13 protein-coding genes are annotated in these 18,208 nt (G+C 72.0%); 9 read left to right on the top strand and 4 right to left on the bottom strand.

Annotated elements, in window-relative coordinates; genetic code table 11:
- The first annotated feature begins 5 nt into the window (after nucleotides 1-5).
- The 8 genes from ABD332_RS45475 (at nucleotide 6) to helR (ending at nucleotide 10,634) form a co-directional block, all read left to right on the top strand.
- Nucleotides 6-1,040, top strand: coding sequence for an ABC transporter permease (locus ABD332_RS45475; RefSeq protein ID WP_344510725.1), 1,035 nt, complete (start codon nucleotides 6-8; stop codon nucleotides 1,038-1,040).
- Between the two features lie 2 nt (nucleotides 1,041-1,042).
- Nucleotides 1,043-2,005 carry an ABC transporter permease gene (locus tag ABD332_RS45470; RefSeq protein ID WP_344510723.1) on the top strand — a complete coding sequence of 321 codons (963 nt, stop codon included), beginning with the start codon at nucleotides 1,043-1,045 and terminating at the stop codon, nucleotides 2,003-2,005.
- Nucleotides 2,002-4,011: a dipeptide ABC transporter ATP-binding protein gene (locus ABD332_RS45465; RefSeq protein WP_344510721.1), complete on the top strand. Its 2,010-nt coding sequence runs from the start codon at nucleotides 2,002-2,004 to the stop codon at nucleotides 4,009-4,011. The genes ABD332_RS45470 and ABD332_RS45465 overlap by 4 nt, the downstream gene beginning before the upstream one ends.
- Nucleotides 4,012-4,086: 75 nt before the next feature.
- Nucleotides 4,087-5,526 (top strand): amidohydrolase family protein, encoded by a 1,440-nt coding sequence (locus tag ABD332_RS45460; protein WP_344510719.1) that lies wholly within the window; start codon nucleotides 4,087-4,089, stop codon nucleotides 5,524-5,526.
- A gap of 2 nt (nucleotides 5,527-5,528) precedes the next feature.
- Complete coding sequence (locus ABD332_RS45455; RefSeq protein ID WP_344510717.1) at nucleotides 5,529-6,437, top strand: NAD(P)-dependent oxidoreductase; 909 nt, start codon at nucleotides 5,529-5,531, stop codon at nucleotides 6,435-6,437.
- Nucleotides 6,434-7,393: a Gfo/Idh/MocA family protein gene (locus ABD332_RS45450; RefSeq protein WP_344510715.1), complete on the top strand. Its 960-nt coding sequence runs from the start codon at nucleotides 6,434-6,436 to the stop codon at nucleotides 7,391-7,393. The genes ABD332_RS45455 and ABD332_RS45450 overlap by 4 nt, the downstream gene beginning before the upstream one ends.
- Before the next feature lie 83 nt (nucleotides 7,394-7,476).
- Nucleotides 7,477-8,331, top strand: coding sequence for an IclR family transcriptional regulator (locus ABD332_RS45445; RefSeq protein ID WP_344510714.1), 855 nt, complete (start codon nucleotides 7,477-7,479; stop codon nucleotides 8,329-8,331).
- A 176-nt stretch (nucleotides 8,332-8,507) separates the two neighbouring features.
- On the top strand, nucleotides 8,508-10,634 hold the full coding sequence (helR, locus tag ABD332_RS45440) for an RNA polymerase recycling motor ATPase HelR (RefSeq protein WP_344510712.1): 2,127 nt from the start codon (nucleotides 8,508-8,510) through the stop codon (nucleotides 10,632-10,634).
- Here the strand turns inward: helR and ABD332_RS45435 are convergent.
- The 4 genes from ABD332_RS45435 to ABD332_RS45420 all read right to left on the bottom strand — a co-directional run bounded on the left by ABD332_RS45435 (nucleotide 10,612) and on the right by ABD332_RS45420 (nucleotide 15,338).
- A complete protein-coding gene (locus ABD332_RS45435) occupies nucleotides 10,612-12,639 on the bottom strand; it encodes a DNA recombination protein RecN (protein ID WP_344510710.1) in 2,028 nt (675 codons plus the stop codon). The genes helR and ABD332_RS45435 overlap by 23 nt on opposite strands.
- Nucleotides 12,636-13,130 carry a hypothetical protein gene (locus tag ABD332_RS45430; RefSeq protein ID WP_344510708.1) on the bottom strand — a complete coding sequence of 165 codons (495 nt, stop codon included), beginning with the start codon at nucleotides 13,128-13,130 and terminating at the stop codon, nucleotides 12,636-12,638. Before ABD332_RS45430 ends, ABD332_RS45435 begins: the two co-directional genes overlap by 4 nt.
- Nucleotides 13,127-14,083, bottom strand: a complete 957-nt coding sequence (locus ABD332_RS45425; RefSeq protein ID WP_344510706.1) for a hypothetical protein — start codon at nucleotides 14,081-14,083, stop codon at nucleotides 13,127-13,129. The genes ABD332_RS45430 and ABD332_RS45425 overlap by 4 nt, the downstream gene beginning before the upstream one ends.
- 148 nt (nucleotides 14,084-14,231) lie before the next feature.
- Nucleotides 14,232-15,338 (bottom strand): endonuclease/exonuclease/phosphatase family protein, encoded by a 1,107-nt coding sequence (locus ABD332_RS45420; RefSeq protein ID WP_344510704.1) that lies wholly within the window; start codon nucleotides 15,336-15,338, stop codon nucleotides 14,232-14,234.
- A gap of 142 nt (nucleotides 15,339-15,480) precedes the next feature.
- On the opposite strand from ABD332_RS45420, the gene ABD332_RS45415 reads away from it, so the two are divergent.
- Nucleotides 15,481-18,168 (top strand): glycoside hydrolase family 9 protein, encoded by a 2,688-nt coding sequence (locus ABD332_RS45415; protein ID WP_344510702.1) that lies wholly within the window; start codon nucleotides 15,481-15,483, stop codon nucleotides 18,166-18,168.
- Nucleotides 18,169-18,208: the final 40 nt, after the last annotated feature.

Genomic DNA, 18,208 nt, shown 5'->3' with positions numbered 1-18,208 from the left:
ATCGCATGACTCTGAACGTCGCGCCCACGGGCACCGCCCCCGCGACGACCCGTGGCGGTGACCGGGCCCCTCAGGCCCCTGTCTGGTCCCGGCTCCTCTCGCATGGCGTCGTCCGCTTCGCGGTGCGCAGTGTCGTGCGGCTCGTCCTGGTCGCCGTCGGCGTCCTCACGCTCCTGTTCGTCCTGCTCCGGATCGCCGGTGACCCGGCGAAGGCCCTCGCCGGGCAGGACGCGACACCTGCCGACCTCGCGCGGATCCGCACCGGCCTCGGGCTCGACCGGCCGATCATGACGCAGTACTGGGAGTTCGTCTCCCGGGCGTTCCTGTTCGACTTCGGCGACTCGTACCGGCTCAACAGCGACGCGATGGCGGAAGTGCTGCACCGGCTGCCCGCCACCCTCGGCCTCATTCTGGCCGCGCTCGCGCTCGCGCCGCTCATCGGCATCCCGCTCGGCATGATCGCCGCGCTCGCCCGCAGCCGGATCTACGACAAGCTGATGGACGTCATCGTCGTGGGCGGCCAGGCCATCCCCGTCTTCGCCGTCGCGGTCCTGCTCGTCTACCTGTTCGGCGTCCAGCTGCGCTGGGTGCCCACACTGGCGACGGCCGGCTTCGCCTCGGACCCACGGGCGATAATCCTGCCGATCCTCGTCCTCGCCATCCACCCCATCTCCCGCATCCTCGAGGTGACCCGGGCGGGCCTGGCCGACAGCATGCAGGAAGACTTCGTCCGCACCGCGCTGTCCAAGGGCGTCCCGCCCGCCCGGCTCGTGACCCGTCATGCGATCCGACCGGTGCTCAACAGCCTCATCACCGTCCTCGGCGTCGACTTCGCCGGGATGCTCTCCGGAGGCGTCGTCGTCGAGTTCATCTTCGTCTGGCCCGGTCTCGGACACGTGCTCATCTCCGGCGTCTCCAACCGCGACTACCCCGTCGTCGGCGCGGCGACCTTCGTCGCGGCCGTCCTCGTCGTGCTCGTCAACCTCGTCATCGACATCGCCTACCGCCAGCTCGACCCGCGGATCCGAAAGGGGCGCTGACCATGGCTCAGCCACCGCAACCGGCCGGCGTGCCGGGTCCGGCCGACCGCATCGACGCGGCCGAGGTCCCGACGGCCGCGGCAACGCCCGCCGGCCTGTCCGTTCCCGAGCGCCGCGACCCGTCACGGACACTGCTGCGCTCGTTCCTGCGCTCCAAGGCCGGCGTGCTCAGCCTCGTCGTGCTGCTCGGCATCGTCGTGGTGTCCCTGCTGGCCGGCCAGGTCGCGCCCTACGACCCCGGACAGCTGAACCCGGCGAAGTCGCTGCTCAAGCCGGTGTGGGCCGGCGGTAGCAGCGACCATCTGCTCGGCACCGACGAGCTCGGCCGCGACCTGCTCTCACGGCTCATCTTCGGCGCCCGGACGGCGCTCGCCCTGGCCTTCGGTGCGGCCACGATCAGTGCCGTCGTCGGCACCGTGCTCGGACTCGTCGGCGGCATGAACCGCCGGTGGATCGGGCCGGTCGTCGACTGGCTCTGCGACGTGCAGCTCGCGTTCCCCAACATCGTCCTCGCCCTCGTCGTCATCACGTCCCAGGGCAACAGCATCAGCTCGCTGCTGGTCGTGCTGTCGATCTTCGGGTGGGTGCACTTCGCCCGCGTCGTGCGCAGCGCGGTGCTCACCCTCCGGCAGGCCGACTTCGTCCTCGCGGCGCGCGGCAGCGGCGGGTCGACCCTCAGCATCACCTTCCAGCACATCCTGCCCAACGTCATGTCGTCCGTGCTCGTCCTGTGGACGTTCGCGGTCGCGACGGTGCTCCTGCTCGTGAGCGGCCTCAGCTTCCTCGGCCTCGGCGTGCAGCCCCCGGCCTCCGACTGGGGCCAGCTGTTCGCCTCCGGACGCGCCTTCCTCATCCAGAACCCGTGGTACGCGTTCATGCCCGCCGTTGCCATCACCGTCACGGTGCTCTGCGCGACCGTGCTGGGCCGGACGCTCCGCACGACGCTGAACCCGAGGACCCGATGACTGCCACCCCGAACGCGCCCCTGCTCGCGGTGCGCGACGTCACCGTGACGATCACCAAGGGCAAACGCCAGACCGACGCCGTCACGGGCATCGACTTCGACGTCGCCGCCGGAGAGATCGTGGCCATCGTCGGCGAGACGGGGTCAGGCAAGTCCCTGTCCGCGCTCTCGGTGCTCCAGCTGATCCGGAACCCCGTGCGGCTCGCCCGCGGCAGCGTGCTGCTCGAGGGGCGGGACCTCACCGATCTCAAGCCCGCCGACCTGCGCCGGGTGCGTGGCGGCGACATCGGGATGATCTTCCAGGACCCGATGACCGCGCTCAACCCGTTCCACACGGTCGGGCAGCAGATCGGCGAGGCCATGACGGTCCACCGCAAGCTGTCCAGGGAAGCCGTGCGCGAGCGGACCCTGCGCCTGCTCGGCGACGTCGGCATCGTCAACCCCAGACAGCGGATCGACCAGTACCCCCACGAGCTGTCCGGTGGCACCCAGCAGCGAGTCATGATCGCAATGGCGCTCGCCAACGAGCCCAAGGTGCTCATCGCCGACGAGCCGACAACCGGACTCGACGTGACCGTCCAGGCCCAGATCCTGCGCCTCGTCCGCGAGGCCGCCGTGTCCTGGGGGATGGGCGTGCTGCTGATCACCCACGACCTGGGCGTCGTCGCCGGTTACAGCGACCGCGTCGTCGTCATGTACGCCGGCAACGTCGTCGAGAGCGGGCCCACGGAGGAGGTGCTCGCCGCGCCGGCCCACCCGTACACCCGGGCCCTGCTCGACGCGCGACCGGAGAACGGCCGTCCCGGCATGAAGCTCAACGCCATCTCCGGCGGGCCGCCGGAGCTGTTCAAGTTCCCCGGCGGCTGCCGGTTCCAGCCGCGCTGCGCGGTCGCGACGGCCGAGTGCGGCGTGGCCAACCCGGTGCTCGTGCCGGCGCCGGACGCGTCCGAGGACCGCCTCGTACGCTGCATCCACCCCTTCGCCGCGCCCGTGCCGAGCGATCCCGTCCGGAAGTCCGGCGTGTCGATCTTGCTGCCCCCGGCCCCCGCCGAACCCGGCGTCCCGGCCATCAGAGTCGAGGGGCTGCGCCGCGTGTTCGCCGGCGGTGGGCACGTCACCAAGGCGGTCGACGGCGTCGACCTCCAGCTCGCGTTCGGCGAGACCCTCGGCATCGTCGGCGAGTCCGGCTGCGGCAAGTCGACGACGGCACGGATTCTCGCCGGGCTCGACCAGCCGTCCGACGGCCTCATCCGCTACGCCGACGGCAGGGAGCTCACGCACCGGCGCGGCGGCGTCGACCACACCTTCGTCCAGTACGTCTTCCAGGACACCTTCGGCTCGCTCAACCCCCGGCGCACCGTCTGGCAGATCATCGAGGAGCCGCTCAAGCGGCTCACCGGCCTTTCGAAAGCGCAGCGCGCCAAGCGGATCCGGGAGTACATGGCCGAGTGCGGCCTCATGCCGAGCATCGAGTCCCGCTACCCGCACGAGCTCTCCGGCGGCCAGCGCCAGCGCGTCGGCATCTGCCGGGCGCTCGTCGTCCAGCCCAAGGTCGTCGTCATGGACGAGCCGATGTCCGGTCTCGACCTGTCGGTCCAGGCGCAGATCATCAACCTGCTGCAGGACCTGAAGAAGGATCTCGGGCTGACGGCCGTGCTCGTCTCCCACGACATCAGCGTCATCCGGCACCTCTGCGACCGCGTCGCCGTGATGTACCTCGGCCGCGTCGTCGAGGCCGGGCCGGCGAGCAGCCTGCTCACCGACCCCCTGCACCCCTACACGGCGGCCCTGCTCAGTGCCGTCCCGCAACTGGAAACCGAAGAGCGCCGCCCCGAGATCCCGCTGCGCGGGGATGCCGGCGACGTCGACCCGGCGTCCGCCTGCGGCTTCGCGCCGCGTTGCCCGATCGCGCGCCCCGACTGCCGCACCGACGAGCTGCGCCTGACGCCTCGGCGGGACGGCCTGCTCGTCGCGTGCCACTACCCAGGACAGTTCGACCAAGCCTGATTCCCGTCCTGCGACCGCGGATCGCGTCGTCCGTCACCGGACGGCGCCGCCGTGGCGCCAGAGGAAGGTCCCCACATGAACGAGCCATCACCGTGTGACGTCCTGATCCGGGGCCGGATCATCACCATGGACACCGACCGGCGCGTCCTCTCCGACGGCTGGGTCGCCGTCACCGACGGCGCCATCGTCGGTGTCGGCACCGGGCCGGCCCCCTATCAGCCGCGCGAGACCTGGGGCGGGGACGACCACCTCGTCATGCCCGGGCTCGTCAACACGCACACGCACCTCGTCCAGGGCTGCATCCGCAGCATGGCCGAGGGGACGAGATTCCAGGAGCGGCTCTTCGGGTTCTACTACCCGATGACCGGTGCCTGCGACGAGGAGCGGTCCTACTGGTCGGCGATGACGCCGACGCTCGACCTGCTGCGCTCGGGCGTGACCACGACGACCGACGACCACTTCACCCACGCGAACAAGCGCTCGATGGACGGCGTGCTGCGCGCCCTGACCGACGCGGGCATCCGCGCCCGCGCCGCGCGCCTGCTCGTCAACGACCCGCTCGCGGTGCCGGAGGAGTTGCGCGAGGACATCGAGACCGCGCTCAGCGAAACCGACCGGCTCGCCGCGGCCTACGACTCGGACACGATGTCGGTGACGGCGAGCACCATCGGCATCACCTACGTCAGCGAGTCCGACCTGCGTGCGCTGTACAAGTGGACCCTCGACAACGACAAGCAGTTCGACATCCACGCACCCTCGATGATGGACGGCGCCTACCTCAAGGACGTGCGTGGCTGGGCCGGCGGCTCCTTCGAGTGGCTGCACTCGGAGGGCATGCTCGACAAGCACGTCATCGGCATCCACGCCCAGAACATCCGGCCGGGCGAGGCCGAGCTGCTGGCTCGCGCCGGCGCCAGTGTCTCCCTCGTGCCGGACATGGAGCTCATCCTCGGCATGGTCACCTTCGACTCGCGTCGGTACCTGGACGCGGGGGTCACCGTCGGTCTCGGTCTCGACGGCCCGGTGGTCTCCTACGGCCACAACTTCTGGCTCGGGATGCGGTCCTACCTCATGGCCCAGCGCATCGGTGACAGCGCGCGCAAGCTCGTCCGGGGCGACAAGGGCCACTTCGGCGACGAACTGCTGTTCGGCAGCGCGGAGGAGGCGCTCGAGCTCGGCACCATCGGCGGTGCCCGGGCGCTCGGCCTCGGCGACCGGATCGGGTCGCTCGAGGTGGGCAAGGAGGCCGACCTGCTCGTCATCGACCTGTCGACCGAGCCGACCGCCGCTCCCGATGGGGCGCTGCTGGCCAACCTCGTCTGGTCCGGCGGGCCCGCCCCCGACTCCATCGACCGGGTCGTCGTGCGCGGCCGCACCGTGATGCGCCGGGGTCAGCCGGTCCAGGTCGATCTCAAGGAGGCCGTGCGCCGCGCGAACGAGGTCCAGCGCGAGCTGTTCCAGGAGACCGGCTGCGACAGCTTCCTCCGGCGCGGCTCGACCTGGCAGTGGTCGTGACCATGAGCGGCGCGACACCGGGAGCCCACGCGGAGCCGGCCATCGGGTGGATCGGGCTGGGTGCCATGGGCGCGGCCATGGCCGCGAGGCTGGTCGACCGGGGCCGTCCCGTCCTCGGATGGAACCGCGGCGCGGCGCGCGCGGCCGACGCCGCCGCGCGCGGGGTCACCGTCACGTCCGACATCGCCGAGGCGGCCTCGCGCGACATCGTCGTGAGCATGCTGCCGGACGACGAGGTCGTGCGGGAGGTGCTCGGCGGCGCCACGGTCCTCGCGGCCGTCAAGCCGGGCAGTGTCCACGTCAACTGCGCGACCATCTCTCCCGGTCTTTCGCGCGAGCTCGACGGGCTGTACCGCTCCCGGCGCGCCCACTACGTCTCGGCGCCGGCCTTCGGCCGGTCCGCGGCCGCGGCCGGAGGTCAGCTCACGATCGTCGCGGGTGGCGACGCCGAGCCGGTGGGCCTGATCCGTCCGGTCCTCGACGAACTCGCGGTCAGCGTCCACACCTTCCCCGAGCCGGCGCAGGCCAACCTCGTCAAGATCCTGGGCAACTACCTGATCGCGGTGACGGCCGGCTCGCTCGGCGAGGTGGCCGGGATCGCCGAACGTGGCGGGCTCAAGGCGGACCAGCTGCTCGACGTCCTCACCGAGCGGCTGTTCTCCGGGCTGATCCATCGGGCCTACGGTCAGATGGTCGCCGAACAACGGTATGAGCCGGTCGCGTTCACGATGCGACTCGGGAAGAAGGACGTCGACCTCGCCCGGGCGGAGGCACAGCATCACGGGGGACACCTGCCCCTCGGTGACGTCATCGCCGGCGCGCTCGGCGAGGGGGTCGCGGGTGCGGCGGCCGAGCAGGACTGGGCGTCCGTCGCGGAGTGGTTCCGGACGCGGGCCGGAGGTGTGCGATGAGTCGCTGGCTGATCGTCGGTTACGGCCGGGCCGGCGAGGTGCACGCGGCCGCGCTCTCGCGCGTCCCGTCGGCCGTCGTCGCCGGTGTCGTCGACTCCGTGCCGGAGGCCCGCGAGAAGGCCTCCGCCGCCGGCTACGCCGTCCACAGCGATCTCGAGGCGGCGATCGAGCGGACCCGTCCCGACGCGCTCTCGGTGGCGCTGCCGCACGACCTGCACGAGTGGACGGTCGATGTGGCGGCGGCCCACGGGCTCGCCGTCCTCGTGGAGAAGCCGCTCGCCCGTGACGCCGAGGAGGCGGAGCGGATGGTGTCCACCGCCAGAGCCGCCGGTGTCGAGCTCGGGTGCCTGATGAACTACCGGGCCTACGCCCAACTGCGTTGGGTCAGGGACCTCATCGCCGGCGGCACGCTCCGGGTGCGCAGCGTCACCGTCGAGGTCAACCTGCCGGCGCCCGTCCAGGTGCCCGGCTGGCAGACGGACAGGGCGCGGGCCGGAGGTGGCCTCCTGCGCACGGTCGGGGTCCATTACCTCGACCTGCTCGTGTGGTGGCTCGGCGTGCCGGAGCGACTCGTGGGCCAGGTGACCGGACCGAACGACGAGGTCGCGACGGCGCTGATCGCGCTGCCCGGCGACGTCAGCGCGGCCGTGTCGGTGGCGGCCGTCGCGGCACGCGGTGCCGGGGTGCGGATGACCCTGTTCGCCGATCAGGGAAACGTCGTCATCGATGGTTCGCGGGTGGTCTCCTCACCCGAGGGGATGATCCCGCCGGCACCTGAGGCCGATGGTGTGGACCTCCTTTACGGCTCAGGTCATCTAGAGTATTTTCGGGCAGCCGACCGGGCCGTCGGGCTGAGGGAACCGTTCCCGGTGCGGGGGGACGAAGGACTGGACGCCGTTCGTCTCGTGGATCTCTGGTATGCCTCCGCGCGGACCGGCGGATGGGTCAGGCTGTAATCTCGCTACCCACCACGACGGGCTTTACCGGCACCGTGCTCGATGCCACTGACGGCGGCCGAGGGGCACGACTTGGAAAGGGAATGACGTTGTCGCAGGACAGCCAGCTGGCCGACCTCGAGCTCGAACTCGGAGCGGGGGCGAAGGTCTCGAGCGCCACCATCGCGACGGTCGTGCGGGCCGTGGATCTGCTGATGTACTTCAAGGACGCCCCGACCCGTGACCTCGGCGTCAGTGAGATCGCCGACGGGCTCGGCATGTCGAAGGCGGCCACGCACCGCATGCTCGCGTCGCTTCGGGTGCGCGGCCTGATCGAGCTCGACGAGACGACCCGCAGGTACACCCTCGGCATCGGCATCATGCAGCTCGGCCTCGCCTACATGGACCAGATCGACATCCGTCGAATGGCTCACCCGGAGCTCGCCCGGCTGTCCAACCGGACGAACGAGACAGCGACCCTGTCCGTCCGGGTGGATCAGCGCCGGCGCATCTACGTCGACGAGGTGCTGCCACGACGCGAGGTCATCATGTCGGTGAGCCTGGGCATCCCCTACCCGCTGCACGCGGGTGCGTCGTCGAAGGCGTTCCTCGCGTTCTTCACTGAGGACGAGGTCGACCGCTACCTCGACAGCACGCTCGAGGCGGTGACCGACGGCACGATCACCGACACGGCGGCCCTGCTCAAGGAGCTCAAGGCCGTCCGTGAGCAGGGCTGGGCGCGATCCATCGGGGAGCGCCGCAGCGGTGCGGCATCGGTCGCCGCCCCGGTCTTCGACCACAACGGCAAGGTCGCGGCCGTCATCAGCGTCTGCGGACCCAAGGAGCGGTTCGAGGCCGAGTTCGACGCCTGCCGCGATGCGTTGCTCGAGGCGACCGCGCGCCTGTCCGTGCGTCTCGGGTGGACGCCGGGGCGTACGGGTGAGGCGACCGCTCGCTGATCACGCGGCCGGGCGCAGCGGGAGCAAGGGGAGCGGTGGGGGAGTTGGGGAAGGGCGCCGCACAGAGCGCGCACTGTTCCCTTTCTAAGGTATAGCGGACCCCGGGGCTTGCGGCAAGAGGTGGGTCAGGGCGCAGAATCGCTGGCCGGAGCCGGAAGCAGAGGATGTGCCTGACCATGCAACCGTTGCGGACCAGTGTGTTCGAGCTTGGGGGGCGGCTTGCCGTCAAGGGCGAGCCGGGGCTGATCGACAGGGACGAGCGGCACTTCGCGGTGATCGCGGAGAGCCTGGACGGGACGATCGCGGAGCTGCGGGAGCGGCTGGACGCGGAGCGGAGAGCGCCCGGGGGGATCGGGCAGGCGGCGATGGACCGCGACGACGAGGTGCGGCGGCTGTCGGGGCGGTTGCGGGCGTTGCGGCGGTTCGGGATGGACCTGTGCCTGGGCAGGATGGTGCCGGAGTCGGGCGAGCCGGTGTACGTCGGGCGGCTCGGGCTGACCGACGGCGGCGGGCGGCGGTTGCTGCTCGACTGGCGGTCGCCGGCGGCGGAGCCGTTCTTCGGGGCGACGCACGCGAACCCGATGGGGCTGGTCAGCCGGCGCCGGTACCGGTGGACGCGCGGCAGGATCACCGACTACTGGGACGAGGTGTTCACGCCAGAGGGGCTCGAGGGGCACGCCGCGCTGGACGACCAGTCGGCGTTCATCGCCACGCTCGGGAGCAGCCGGTCGGCGCGGATGCGGGACGTGCTCGGGACCATCCAGGCGGACCAGGACGCGATCATCCGGGCGGGGTCCAGCGGTGCGCTGGTGGTGGACGGCGGTCCCGGGACGGGGAAGACCGTTGTCGCGTTGCACCGGACGGCGTACCTGCTCTACGCCGATCCGCGGCTCGGGCACAGGCGGGGCGGCGCGCTGTTCGTGGGGCCGCACCAGCCGTACCTGGCGTATGTGGCGGACGTGCTGCCGAGCCTCGGTGAGGAGGGTGTGCAGACGTGCACGCTGCGGGACCTCGTGCCGGAGGGGGCGGCGGCGACGGCCGAGACCGATCCGGAGGTGGCCCGGCTGAAGGCGTCGGCGCGGATGGTGGGGGCGGTCGAGGAGGCGGTCCGGTTCTACGAGCGGCCGCCGGCGAAGGGGATGACCGTCGAGACCCACTGGGCGGATGTCTGGATCGGCGCCGAGGACTGGGCGGAGGCGTTCGAGGCGGCGGAGCCCGGGATCCCGCACAACGACGCGCGGGACCTGGTGTGGGAGGAGCTGGTGCGGATCCTGCGGGAGAAGGAGGACGTCCCCGAGGCGCAGCTGCGGGCGAACCGCGAGCTGGTGACGGCGTTCAACCGGGCGTGGCCGCTGATCGACGCGAAGGACCTCGTCGGTGACCTGTGGTCGGTGCCGGCGTACCTGCGCAGGTGCGCGCCGTGGCTGTCGGTGGAGGAGGTGCGCCGGCTGCAGCGGGCGGACCCGCAGGCGTGGACGGTCAGTGACCTGCCGCTGCTGGATGCGGCCAGGCAGCGGCTCGGCGACCCGGCGGCAGCGGCGCGACGGCGGCGTCGGGCGGCGGACGTGAAGGCGCGGCGGGCGGGCATGGACCGGGTCGTGGACGACCTGATCGAGGCCGCCGACGACGAGTACGGCACGGGCCTGGTGACGATGCTGCGCGGCGAGGACTTCCAGGAGGCGCTGGTCGACGAGGCCGGCCTGGCGGAGCGCGACCCGGACCGGCTGGCGGGGCCGTTCGCGCACATCGTGGTGGACGAGGCGCAGGAGCTGACCGACGCGGAGTGGCAGATGCTGCTGCTGCGCTGCCCGTCGCGGAGCTTCACGATCGTCGGGGACCGGGCCCAGGCGCGGCACGGGTTCGCCGAGTCGTGGCAGGAGCGGCTCGGGCGGGTCGGGCTCGACCGGGTCACCATGGCGTCGCTGAGCATCAACTACCGCACGCCGGAAGAGGTCATGGCCGAGGCGGCGCCGGTGATCCGGGAAGCGTTGCCGGACGCCAACGTGCCGGTGTCGATCCGAAAGAGCGGCCTTCCCGTCGTACACGCGAAGAAAACGGACATCAAGACCATCATCGGCGAGTGGCTCGCGGCGCACGAGGAGGGCACGGTGTGCGTCATCGGCGACCCGGAGTTCGCCGCGACGGAGCGCGTGCGGTCGCTGACGCCGGAGCTGTCCAAGGGGCTCGAGTTCGACCTGGTCGTGCTCGTGGATCCGGAGGCGTTCAGCAGCGCGGTCGACCGGTACGTCGCCATGACGAGGGCGACGCGGCAGCTGGTGATCAGCCGGTCTCGTCGTCGATGAGGCCGTAGGGCGGCTGGTCCGGCCGGCGGGTGAAGCGGACGATGACGTCGTCGGCGGCGGCGGGGGGCGGGGCGTTGTCGGCGACGATGATCTGCGCCCCCACGCCGCGGCCGGCGAGCCACTGCTCCAGGTGCTGGTAGATGCGCTCGATCGTGACGGTGTCGGCGAGATCGCCGGCGACGCCGAGGTTCTTCTGCGGGCTGTCCAGCATGAGGAACCCGGGGTGCGACGAGCGGCTCTCCCACGCGATCTCGAACAGGGCGAGCTGCCAGGCGAGCGCGATCAGCGTCCGCCCGCCCGACGACGCGGCCGTGTAGGGCTCGCCGCGCATGTACGGGGTCAGGTCCTCGGCGAGGTAGGCGTCGGCGACCTTCGGGTAGTGCCACTCCTGCAGGATCTCCCGGTAGCGTTCGCTGACGAGCCGGATGACCGCGGTCCGGTCCGCGCGCCGCGCCTGCGGGCCGGCGGCGGCGAGCTCCTCGCGGTACGCGGCGACCTGGTCCATCTGGTGCAGGATGCCGGCGGCGCGCCGCTCCAGGCTCTGGATCAGCCGCAGCCCGCTCAGCGCCCGTTGCAGCGTCGCGGCGGCCTCCTCGCGGCGCCGGGCGAGGGCGTCGCGCTGGGCGAGGAACGGCGTGATCGTGTGCGCCGTCGCCTCGTCGACCTCCGCGGCGGCGCGGGCCTCGTCGCGCTGGGCGCGCTCCGCGGCGTCCCGCAGCCGCGGCAGCTGCTCCTGCAGCTCCTCGGTGTAGCGGTTCAGCTCGGCGAGGCGGGTCTTCGCGGAGCGCAGCTCGGCGGTCACGTCGACCGAGCCGCCGTCGGTGATCGGCAGCTGGCAGGCGGGGCAGCGGTCCTCGCCGCCGGTGGCGGCACCTGTCACATTGCCACCGGTGGCGGCAGCTATCACATTGCCACCGGTGGCGGCAGCTGTCCCACTGCCACCGGTGGCGGCCGCTGTCCCACTGCCGCCGCTGAGCGGCTCCAGGCACGACGGGCACGCCGAGACGCGCATGGGCTCGAAGAGGTGGTCGGCCTCGGTGAGCATCGTCCACTTCGCGACGTCGTCGGCGTAGGTGCCGTGCAGGGTCTGCATCCGCTGCAGCTGGGTCTCCCGGTCGCGCAGCTCCGCCGCCGTGCGGCGGGCCTCGGCGGCCGCGGCGCCGTGCCGCTCGCGCAGCTCCTCGGCGAACATGGTGTCGGCGCGGGCCTGCGCGTCCAGCGCCGCGAGGGCCTGCGCGCACGCGGCCAGCTCGTCCTTCGCGGTGCGGTGCAGGGCCTCCAGGTCCTCGCGGCCGCCGACGTGCTGCTCGTCGACGATCTGCTCCGCCGCCCGGTACGCCGCCCGGGCCGCGGACAGCTCCGCCTCGACCGCGCGGATCCGCCGGCCGATCTCCACGGAGTGGTCGTCGTGCACGTCGAAGACCACGTCGACGACCTGCCGCAGCTTCAGGTGCTTCATCGGCACGCTGCGGAAGAGCAGGTCCTTGCCGTCGAGGCGCTCGTTGGGCAGGAAGCACAGCCACATCAGGTCGCGGAAGCTCAGCGGGTCGGTGTCGACGCCGCTGTCGCGCAGCCGGACGCCTTCGAGCTTGCAGTGCGACAGCAGCATGGTCGACAGGCTGTCCGGGTGGCTCGCCGGGCGCAGCGGCCGCCGTGCCGGGGGAGTGGCGCCCGGCTCGTCGAGGCGGCCCGCTCGCACGTACGCGAACATCGACGGCTCTCCGACGGTCCGCTCGATGAGGTACGGCGAGCCGGACAGCTCGACCTCCAGGGTCGCCGCGCGCACCTTCGGCATGATCTCCGGGTGGCGCGGGTGGTCGGAGGCGCCCAGGCAGTAGTCGACGAACTCCAGGATCGTGGTCTTGCCGGTGCTGAAGGCGCCGGCGAGCACGGACATCGGCCGGGGCGAGTCGTCGGGCGCCCGGAAGTCGACGTCATAGGTGCGGTCGCCGCTGTGCAGGCGCAGCCGCCTGAGCCGGATGCCGTGTGCTCGCAAACCGATCATATCAGGTCCTTCAGTGCGGACGAAGGGACCGGAAGGAGCCACAGCCGCAGGCCTTCGCGCAGCCTCCGCGTGCTCAGGCGACGAAGGCGGCGGATGACGATGCGCGCCGCTGTGCGGTACACCTGAGCGTACATCGCGGTGAATCGATCGGCCATGCTCGCGCCCTCCTGGGTGAGCCGGTAGGTCACCCGTCCGGTGGCCGTGACCTCGACGAGCCCCCGCCCGACGAGTGCGGCGAGGTCGTGGGACAGGTGCAGCTGGGCGGTGACGAACCGCTGGCCCGGGCTGGCGTAGGCGACGGCCCGATCGTCGAACCCGGCGAGCCGCAGCGTGGTCCGGTCGGCGTCGTCGTCGGACCGCGCGAGGAGCAGCGGGTGGGCGGCCAGGAAGTCGTAGACGCCGAGGCGTTCGGCGTCGAGGGGCTCGGCGGCGCTGGCCAGGAGCAGGAGCAGCCTGGTCTGGCGGAAGACGGAGACGTCGTCTGGGGTCATGCGATGTCCCGCCAGTGGATGACCCAGCCCGCGCGGCGGTCCTCGACGACCCGGTGCATGAGACCGCACCGGTGCACCGGCCCGGCCCGCAGCTGGACCGGGAACGCGCCCGACTCGCGGATGTCGTGCATCACCTCGGCGTGCAGCCCCGGCAGCCGCGGGTCGCCGGCGAACGCCATCGCGTTGAACCGCGCCTCCCAGATGCTGTGCACGACCCCGTCGGCCTCGCTCAGCGCCGCGACCTCCGCTGGCACCCGCTTGTCGAGGACCTCGCGGGCCAGCAGGTCGGCGTTGAAGTACTCGCGCTTCGCGGCGCCGACCTCGACGTGCCCCGCCGCCCGCAGCTGCCGCACGAACAGCGCCCGGTCCAGGGCCGTGTCGTCGTCCTCGCCGAGGTCCCGCACGGGGGTCCGCTGGGTCTGCGCGGGCACGTACGGGTCGTAGAAGTGCCGGCGCACGTGGGCGCAGTCCGGCCGCACGAGATGGTTGCGCAGCACGTTCTCGTGCCACAGCTCGATCGAGACGCCGGTCTCCCGCTGCCGCCGCGCCCGCCAGTTGTCCCACCACTGGGCGGTCGGCGCGTCCATGCTCGCCGGCACGCACAGCACCCACTGGCTCAGCCGGTACCCGTTGCGGGCGGCCGCGGCGAGCGCCGAGTCGAACGACTCGCGGATCTGCCCCTGCTGCGACCGGCCGACGACCGGCCAGAAGTACTTCGACTGCCAGATGATGACGAGCCCGGACAGCTCGCCGAGGAGGATGTCGATGCCCCAGTCGCCGGGGTTGGCGGTGATCGCCCGGGCACCGGGGTAGATCGCCGCGAGCAGCATCGCCAGCATCTGCTCGAAGTCGTCGCGGGCGCCCGCGAGGTTGCCCGCCCGCAGCTGGTGCGCGGCGAAGTTGATCGGGGGCTCTCCGGAGGCAAGACTCATCGCGGCCGCGGTAGCGGTCATCCCCGCTCCTCCCACTCGCGCCCTGACCCCCATTGATCTTCGCGACTTTCAGACTGTCACGCAATGCAATAGATCCGCTACCCAGTGCGCAGTGTTTGTGCATTTTTCACCGTTCGTTTGTCGCTCGAACCGGTGACACGAGCGCCGTTCAGGGCCTCGGCAGGCGAGACAGGTCGATGTCGGCGTAGATGGCGGCGTGGTCGGAGCCGGCGTGGACCGGTTGGGTCATCGTGTCGTAGATCGGCCACAGGGCGCCGCGGCGGCCGCCCCACACGCCCTTGCGCAGGATGCCGCCGCCGGTCGTCGCGGCGAACAGGGCCGGGGACAGCAGGACGTAGTCGAGCTTGTTGGGGGCGGTGCAGTAGCCGTAGGTGCCGGGGCGGCCGCCGTCGTCGAAGCCGGGGTGGGTGCTGACGTCGCGCAGGTCGGTGTCGCGCAGCAGCGGCGCGAGGGGGTCGCTGGCCGGGGTGTCGTTGAGGTCGCCCACGACGGCGACGAGCGGGAAATCCAACGCGCGGTAGATTTCCGCGACCCGGGCGGCCTGCCGGCGGCGCCGGGCGTCGGAGGCGACCTTCCCGCCGTAGCCCTTGCTCTTGAGGTGGTTGACGAGGACCGCGAGGCGCTGGCCATCCGGCAGCCGGAAGTGGTACTCGGCGCAGTCGCGGCTGAAGACGCGGCCGTGCTCGTCGGTGTCGTCGACGTGGGTGCGCTGGCCGACCGGCGGGTATGCCGCAGTGGACATGACGCCGACGTCGATGCCGCGCTCGTCGTTGCCGTCGACGACCATGAAGTGCTCGTACATGCCGCCGAGGCCGCCCTCGGCGAACCGTTTCAGCGCGAGGCGGCTCTCCGCCTCGATCACGCCGAGGATGTCGGCGCCGACGTCGAGGATGACCCGCGCCGTGTTGAGCAGCGCCAGCTCGTCCACCCGGTCGGTGGTCAGCTCCACCCAGCCGATCCAGTCGGCCCGGCCGCCGGCGACGACCTCGACCACGCCGGTGCGCCGCCGCACCAGCAGCCGCCCGCGGTTCTGCCGCAGGCGGGCGAACTTCGCCGTGTCGCCGTTGCGCAGCCCGAGCCGGCCCAGCTCGCGCAGGATGTCGTGCTTGACCTCGTCGGTGTAGACGGGCTCCTCCAGCAGCTCGCAGGCCCGCTGGAACGCCTCGAGGATCGGGCGCCCGGCCGCCCACGTGCGCTGGTCCAGCGCCTTGGCCCGATTGAACAGGTTCTCGACGTTGTAGCTGGCGAGCCGCATGGGCCGTAAGTTACATGCCCGCGGCACCGGCCGGACGGCATCGACGCGACGGATGCTTTACAGCGTGTCGAAGGTCCGCCTACGGTCCGGCACGCCGGCGCCCGCCAGTGCCGGCACCCTTTGCCGCAGGAGGACTCCCGACATGAGACGCCGTACCGTGGCGATCGCCGCCGCGGGCGCACTGTTCGCACTGTCCGTGTGCGCGCCGCCCGCCACCGCCGCGCCGGACCCCGGGTCGCCGGTCAAGGTGAACCAGGTCGCCTACGTGCCGGGCCTGCCGAAGCAGGCCACGATCGTCAGCTCCGCCACGACGCCGATCGGCTGGACGTTGCGCAACGCCGCCGGCGTGACTGTCGCGAGTGGACAGACGACCGTGAAGGGCGCCGACACCCTGTCCGGCGACAACGTCCACATCGCCGACTTCTCCGCCTACGACACCCCGGGCAGCGGCTACGTGCTGTCGGCCGGCGGGTCGGACAGCTACCCGTTCGACATCTCCGCCGCGCCGGTGCAGCAGCTACGGAAGGACTCGCTCGCCTTCTTCTACCACCAGCGCAGCGGCATCGCGATCGAGTCGCAGTACGTCGGCAGCCGCTACGCCCGCCCCGCCGGGCACGTGGGCGTCGCGCCGAACCAGGGCGACACGTCCGTGCCGTGCCGGACGAGCTGCGGCTACTCCCTCGACGTGCGCGGCGGCTGGTACGACGCCGGCGACCAGGGCAAGTACGTCGTCAACGGCGGCATCGCCGCGTGGCAGCTGCTCAACATCTACGAGCGGAGCACCGACCGGGCCGCGCTCGGCGACGGTACCCTCGCCATCCCGGAGCGGGCCAACGGCGTCCCGGACGTCCTGGACGAGGCCCGCTGGGAGGTCGAGTTCCTGCTGCGGATGCAGGTGCCGGACGGCCGTACCGACGCCGGCATGGTCCACCACAAGATCCATGACGAGAACTGGACCGGGCTGCCGATGCGCCCGGAGGCCGACCCGCAACGGCGCCTGCTGTCGCCGGTGAGCACCGCCGCCACCCTCAACCTCGCCGCCGTCGCGGCCCAGGCGGCCCGAATCTGGCGCACGATCGACCCGGCGTTCTCCGCCCGCGCCCTGACCGCCGCCGAGAAGGCGTACGCCGCCGCGAAATCCAACCCCGGACGGATTGCCAGCGGCTCCGACAGCACGGGCGGCGGCGCGTACGACGACAGCACCGTCAGCGACGAGTTCTACTGGGCCGCGGCGGAGCTGTTCACCACGACCGGCGGCGCGTCCTACCGCACCGACGTGACCGGCTCGCCGCTCTACAAGGGCGCCGGCTTCAACCAGGGCGGCTTTTACTGGGGCTGGGTCGCCGGCCTCGGCGACACGACCCTCGCGATCGTCCCCAACGGCCTGCCCGCCGCCGACGTCGCGGCGACCCGCGCCAGGATGGCGACGTTCGCGGACGGGCTGCTGAGCCAGATGGCGACGCAGGGCTACCCGGCGCCGAACGGCGGCACTACCTACAACTGGGGCTCCTCCGGGCAGATCGCCAACAACGCCGCCGTCCTCGGCCTCGCCTACGACTTCACCGGCCTCGCGAAGTACCGCACCGGCGCGTTCCAGGCCCTCGACTACCTCCTCGGCCGCAACCCGCTCAACCAGTCCTACATCGCCGGGTACGGCGAGAAGGCCGTCCGCAACGTGCACCACCGGTTCTGGGCCAACCAGGCCGACGCGTCGCTGCCGACCGCGCCGCCCGGCGCGCTGTCCGGCGGCCCCAACAGCGGCCTGCAGGACCCGGTCGCGCAGGGGCAGCTCGCCGGCTGCAAGGCGCAGAAGTGCTTCGTCGACGACATCGGCGCGTACTCCGTCAACGAGGTCGCGATCAACTGGAACTCGGGGCTCGCGTCCCTGGCCAGCTGGGCCGCCGAGCACACCGGCACCGTCCCGCCGCAGGACACGACCCCGCCGTCCGCGCCCGGCACACCGGTCGCCTCCGACGTCACCTCGACCTGGCTGCGCCTCACCTGGGCCCCGTCCAGCGACCCGGAGAGCGGCGTCACCGGCTACGAGGTGCGCCGCGTGTCCGGCTCCACCTCGACGGTCGTGGCGACCACCACCACCGCGTCCGCCTCGATCACGGGCCTGACGCCCGCCACCGCCTACACGTTCGTGGTCGCCGCCCGCAACGGCGCCGGCCTCACCTCCGCCGCGTCGGCGCCCGTCACCGTGACCACGGCGGACCCGCCCGCGGACGCCCGGCCCTCCACGCCCGGCCTGCCCGTCGCCTCCGCGGTGACGGCCACCGGCTTCACGCTCACCTGGGCCGCCTCCACCGACGACAACGGCGTCACCGGCTACGAGATCCACCGCCGGCAGGGCGACGCGCTGTCGATCCTCGCCACCAGCACCGGGCCGTCGGTCACGCTGACCGGCCTCACCCCCAACACCGAGTACATCCTCATGGTCCGCGCCAAGGACACCGCGGGACAGTTCTCCCTGTTGTCGTCGCCCGTCACGGTACGGACGGCGGCCGCACCGACCGGCGGCTGCACGGTGGCCTACTCGGCGAACAGCTGGGGCGCCGGCTTCACCGGCAGCGTCACGATCACGAACACCGGCACCACGGCGTGGACCTCGTGGACGCTGGGCTTCACGTTCCCCGGCGACCAGCGCGTCACCCAGGGCTGGTCCGGCCGCTGGTCGCAGACCGGCGCCGCCGTCACCGCCACGAACGAGTCCTGGAACGGCGCGGTGCCCGCCGGAGGCACCGTCAGCCTGGGCTTCAACGGCTCGTACACCGGCGGCAACACCAACCCGACGGTCTTCACCGTCAACGGCACCACCTGCGCCTGACCCGCACCGCCCCAGACGCCGGCCACCGCACTGGTGGCCG

Origin of the sequence: Dactylosporangium maewongense (assembly GCF_039531485.1) — a bacterium.
Lineage (GTDB): Bacteria > Actinomycetota > Actinomycetes > Mycobacteriales > Micromonosporaceae > Dactylosporangium > Dactylosporangium maewongense.
Note: the sequence above shows the minus strand (reverse complement) of the source record. Positions and strands in the feature narration are given on the sequence as shown.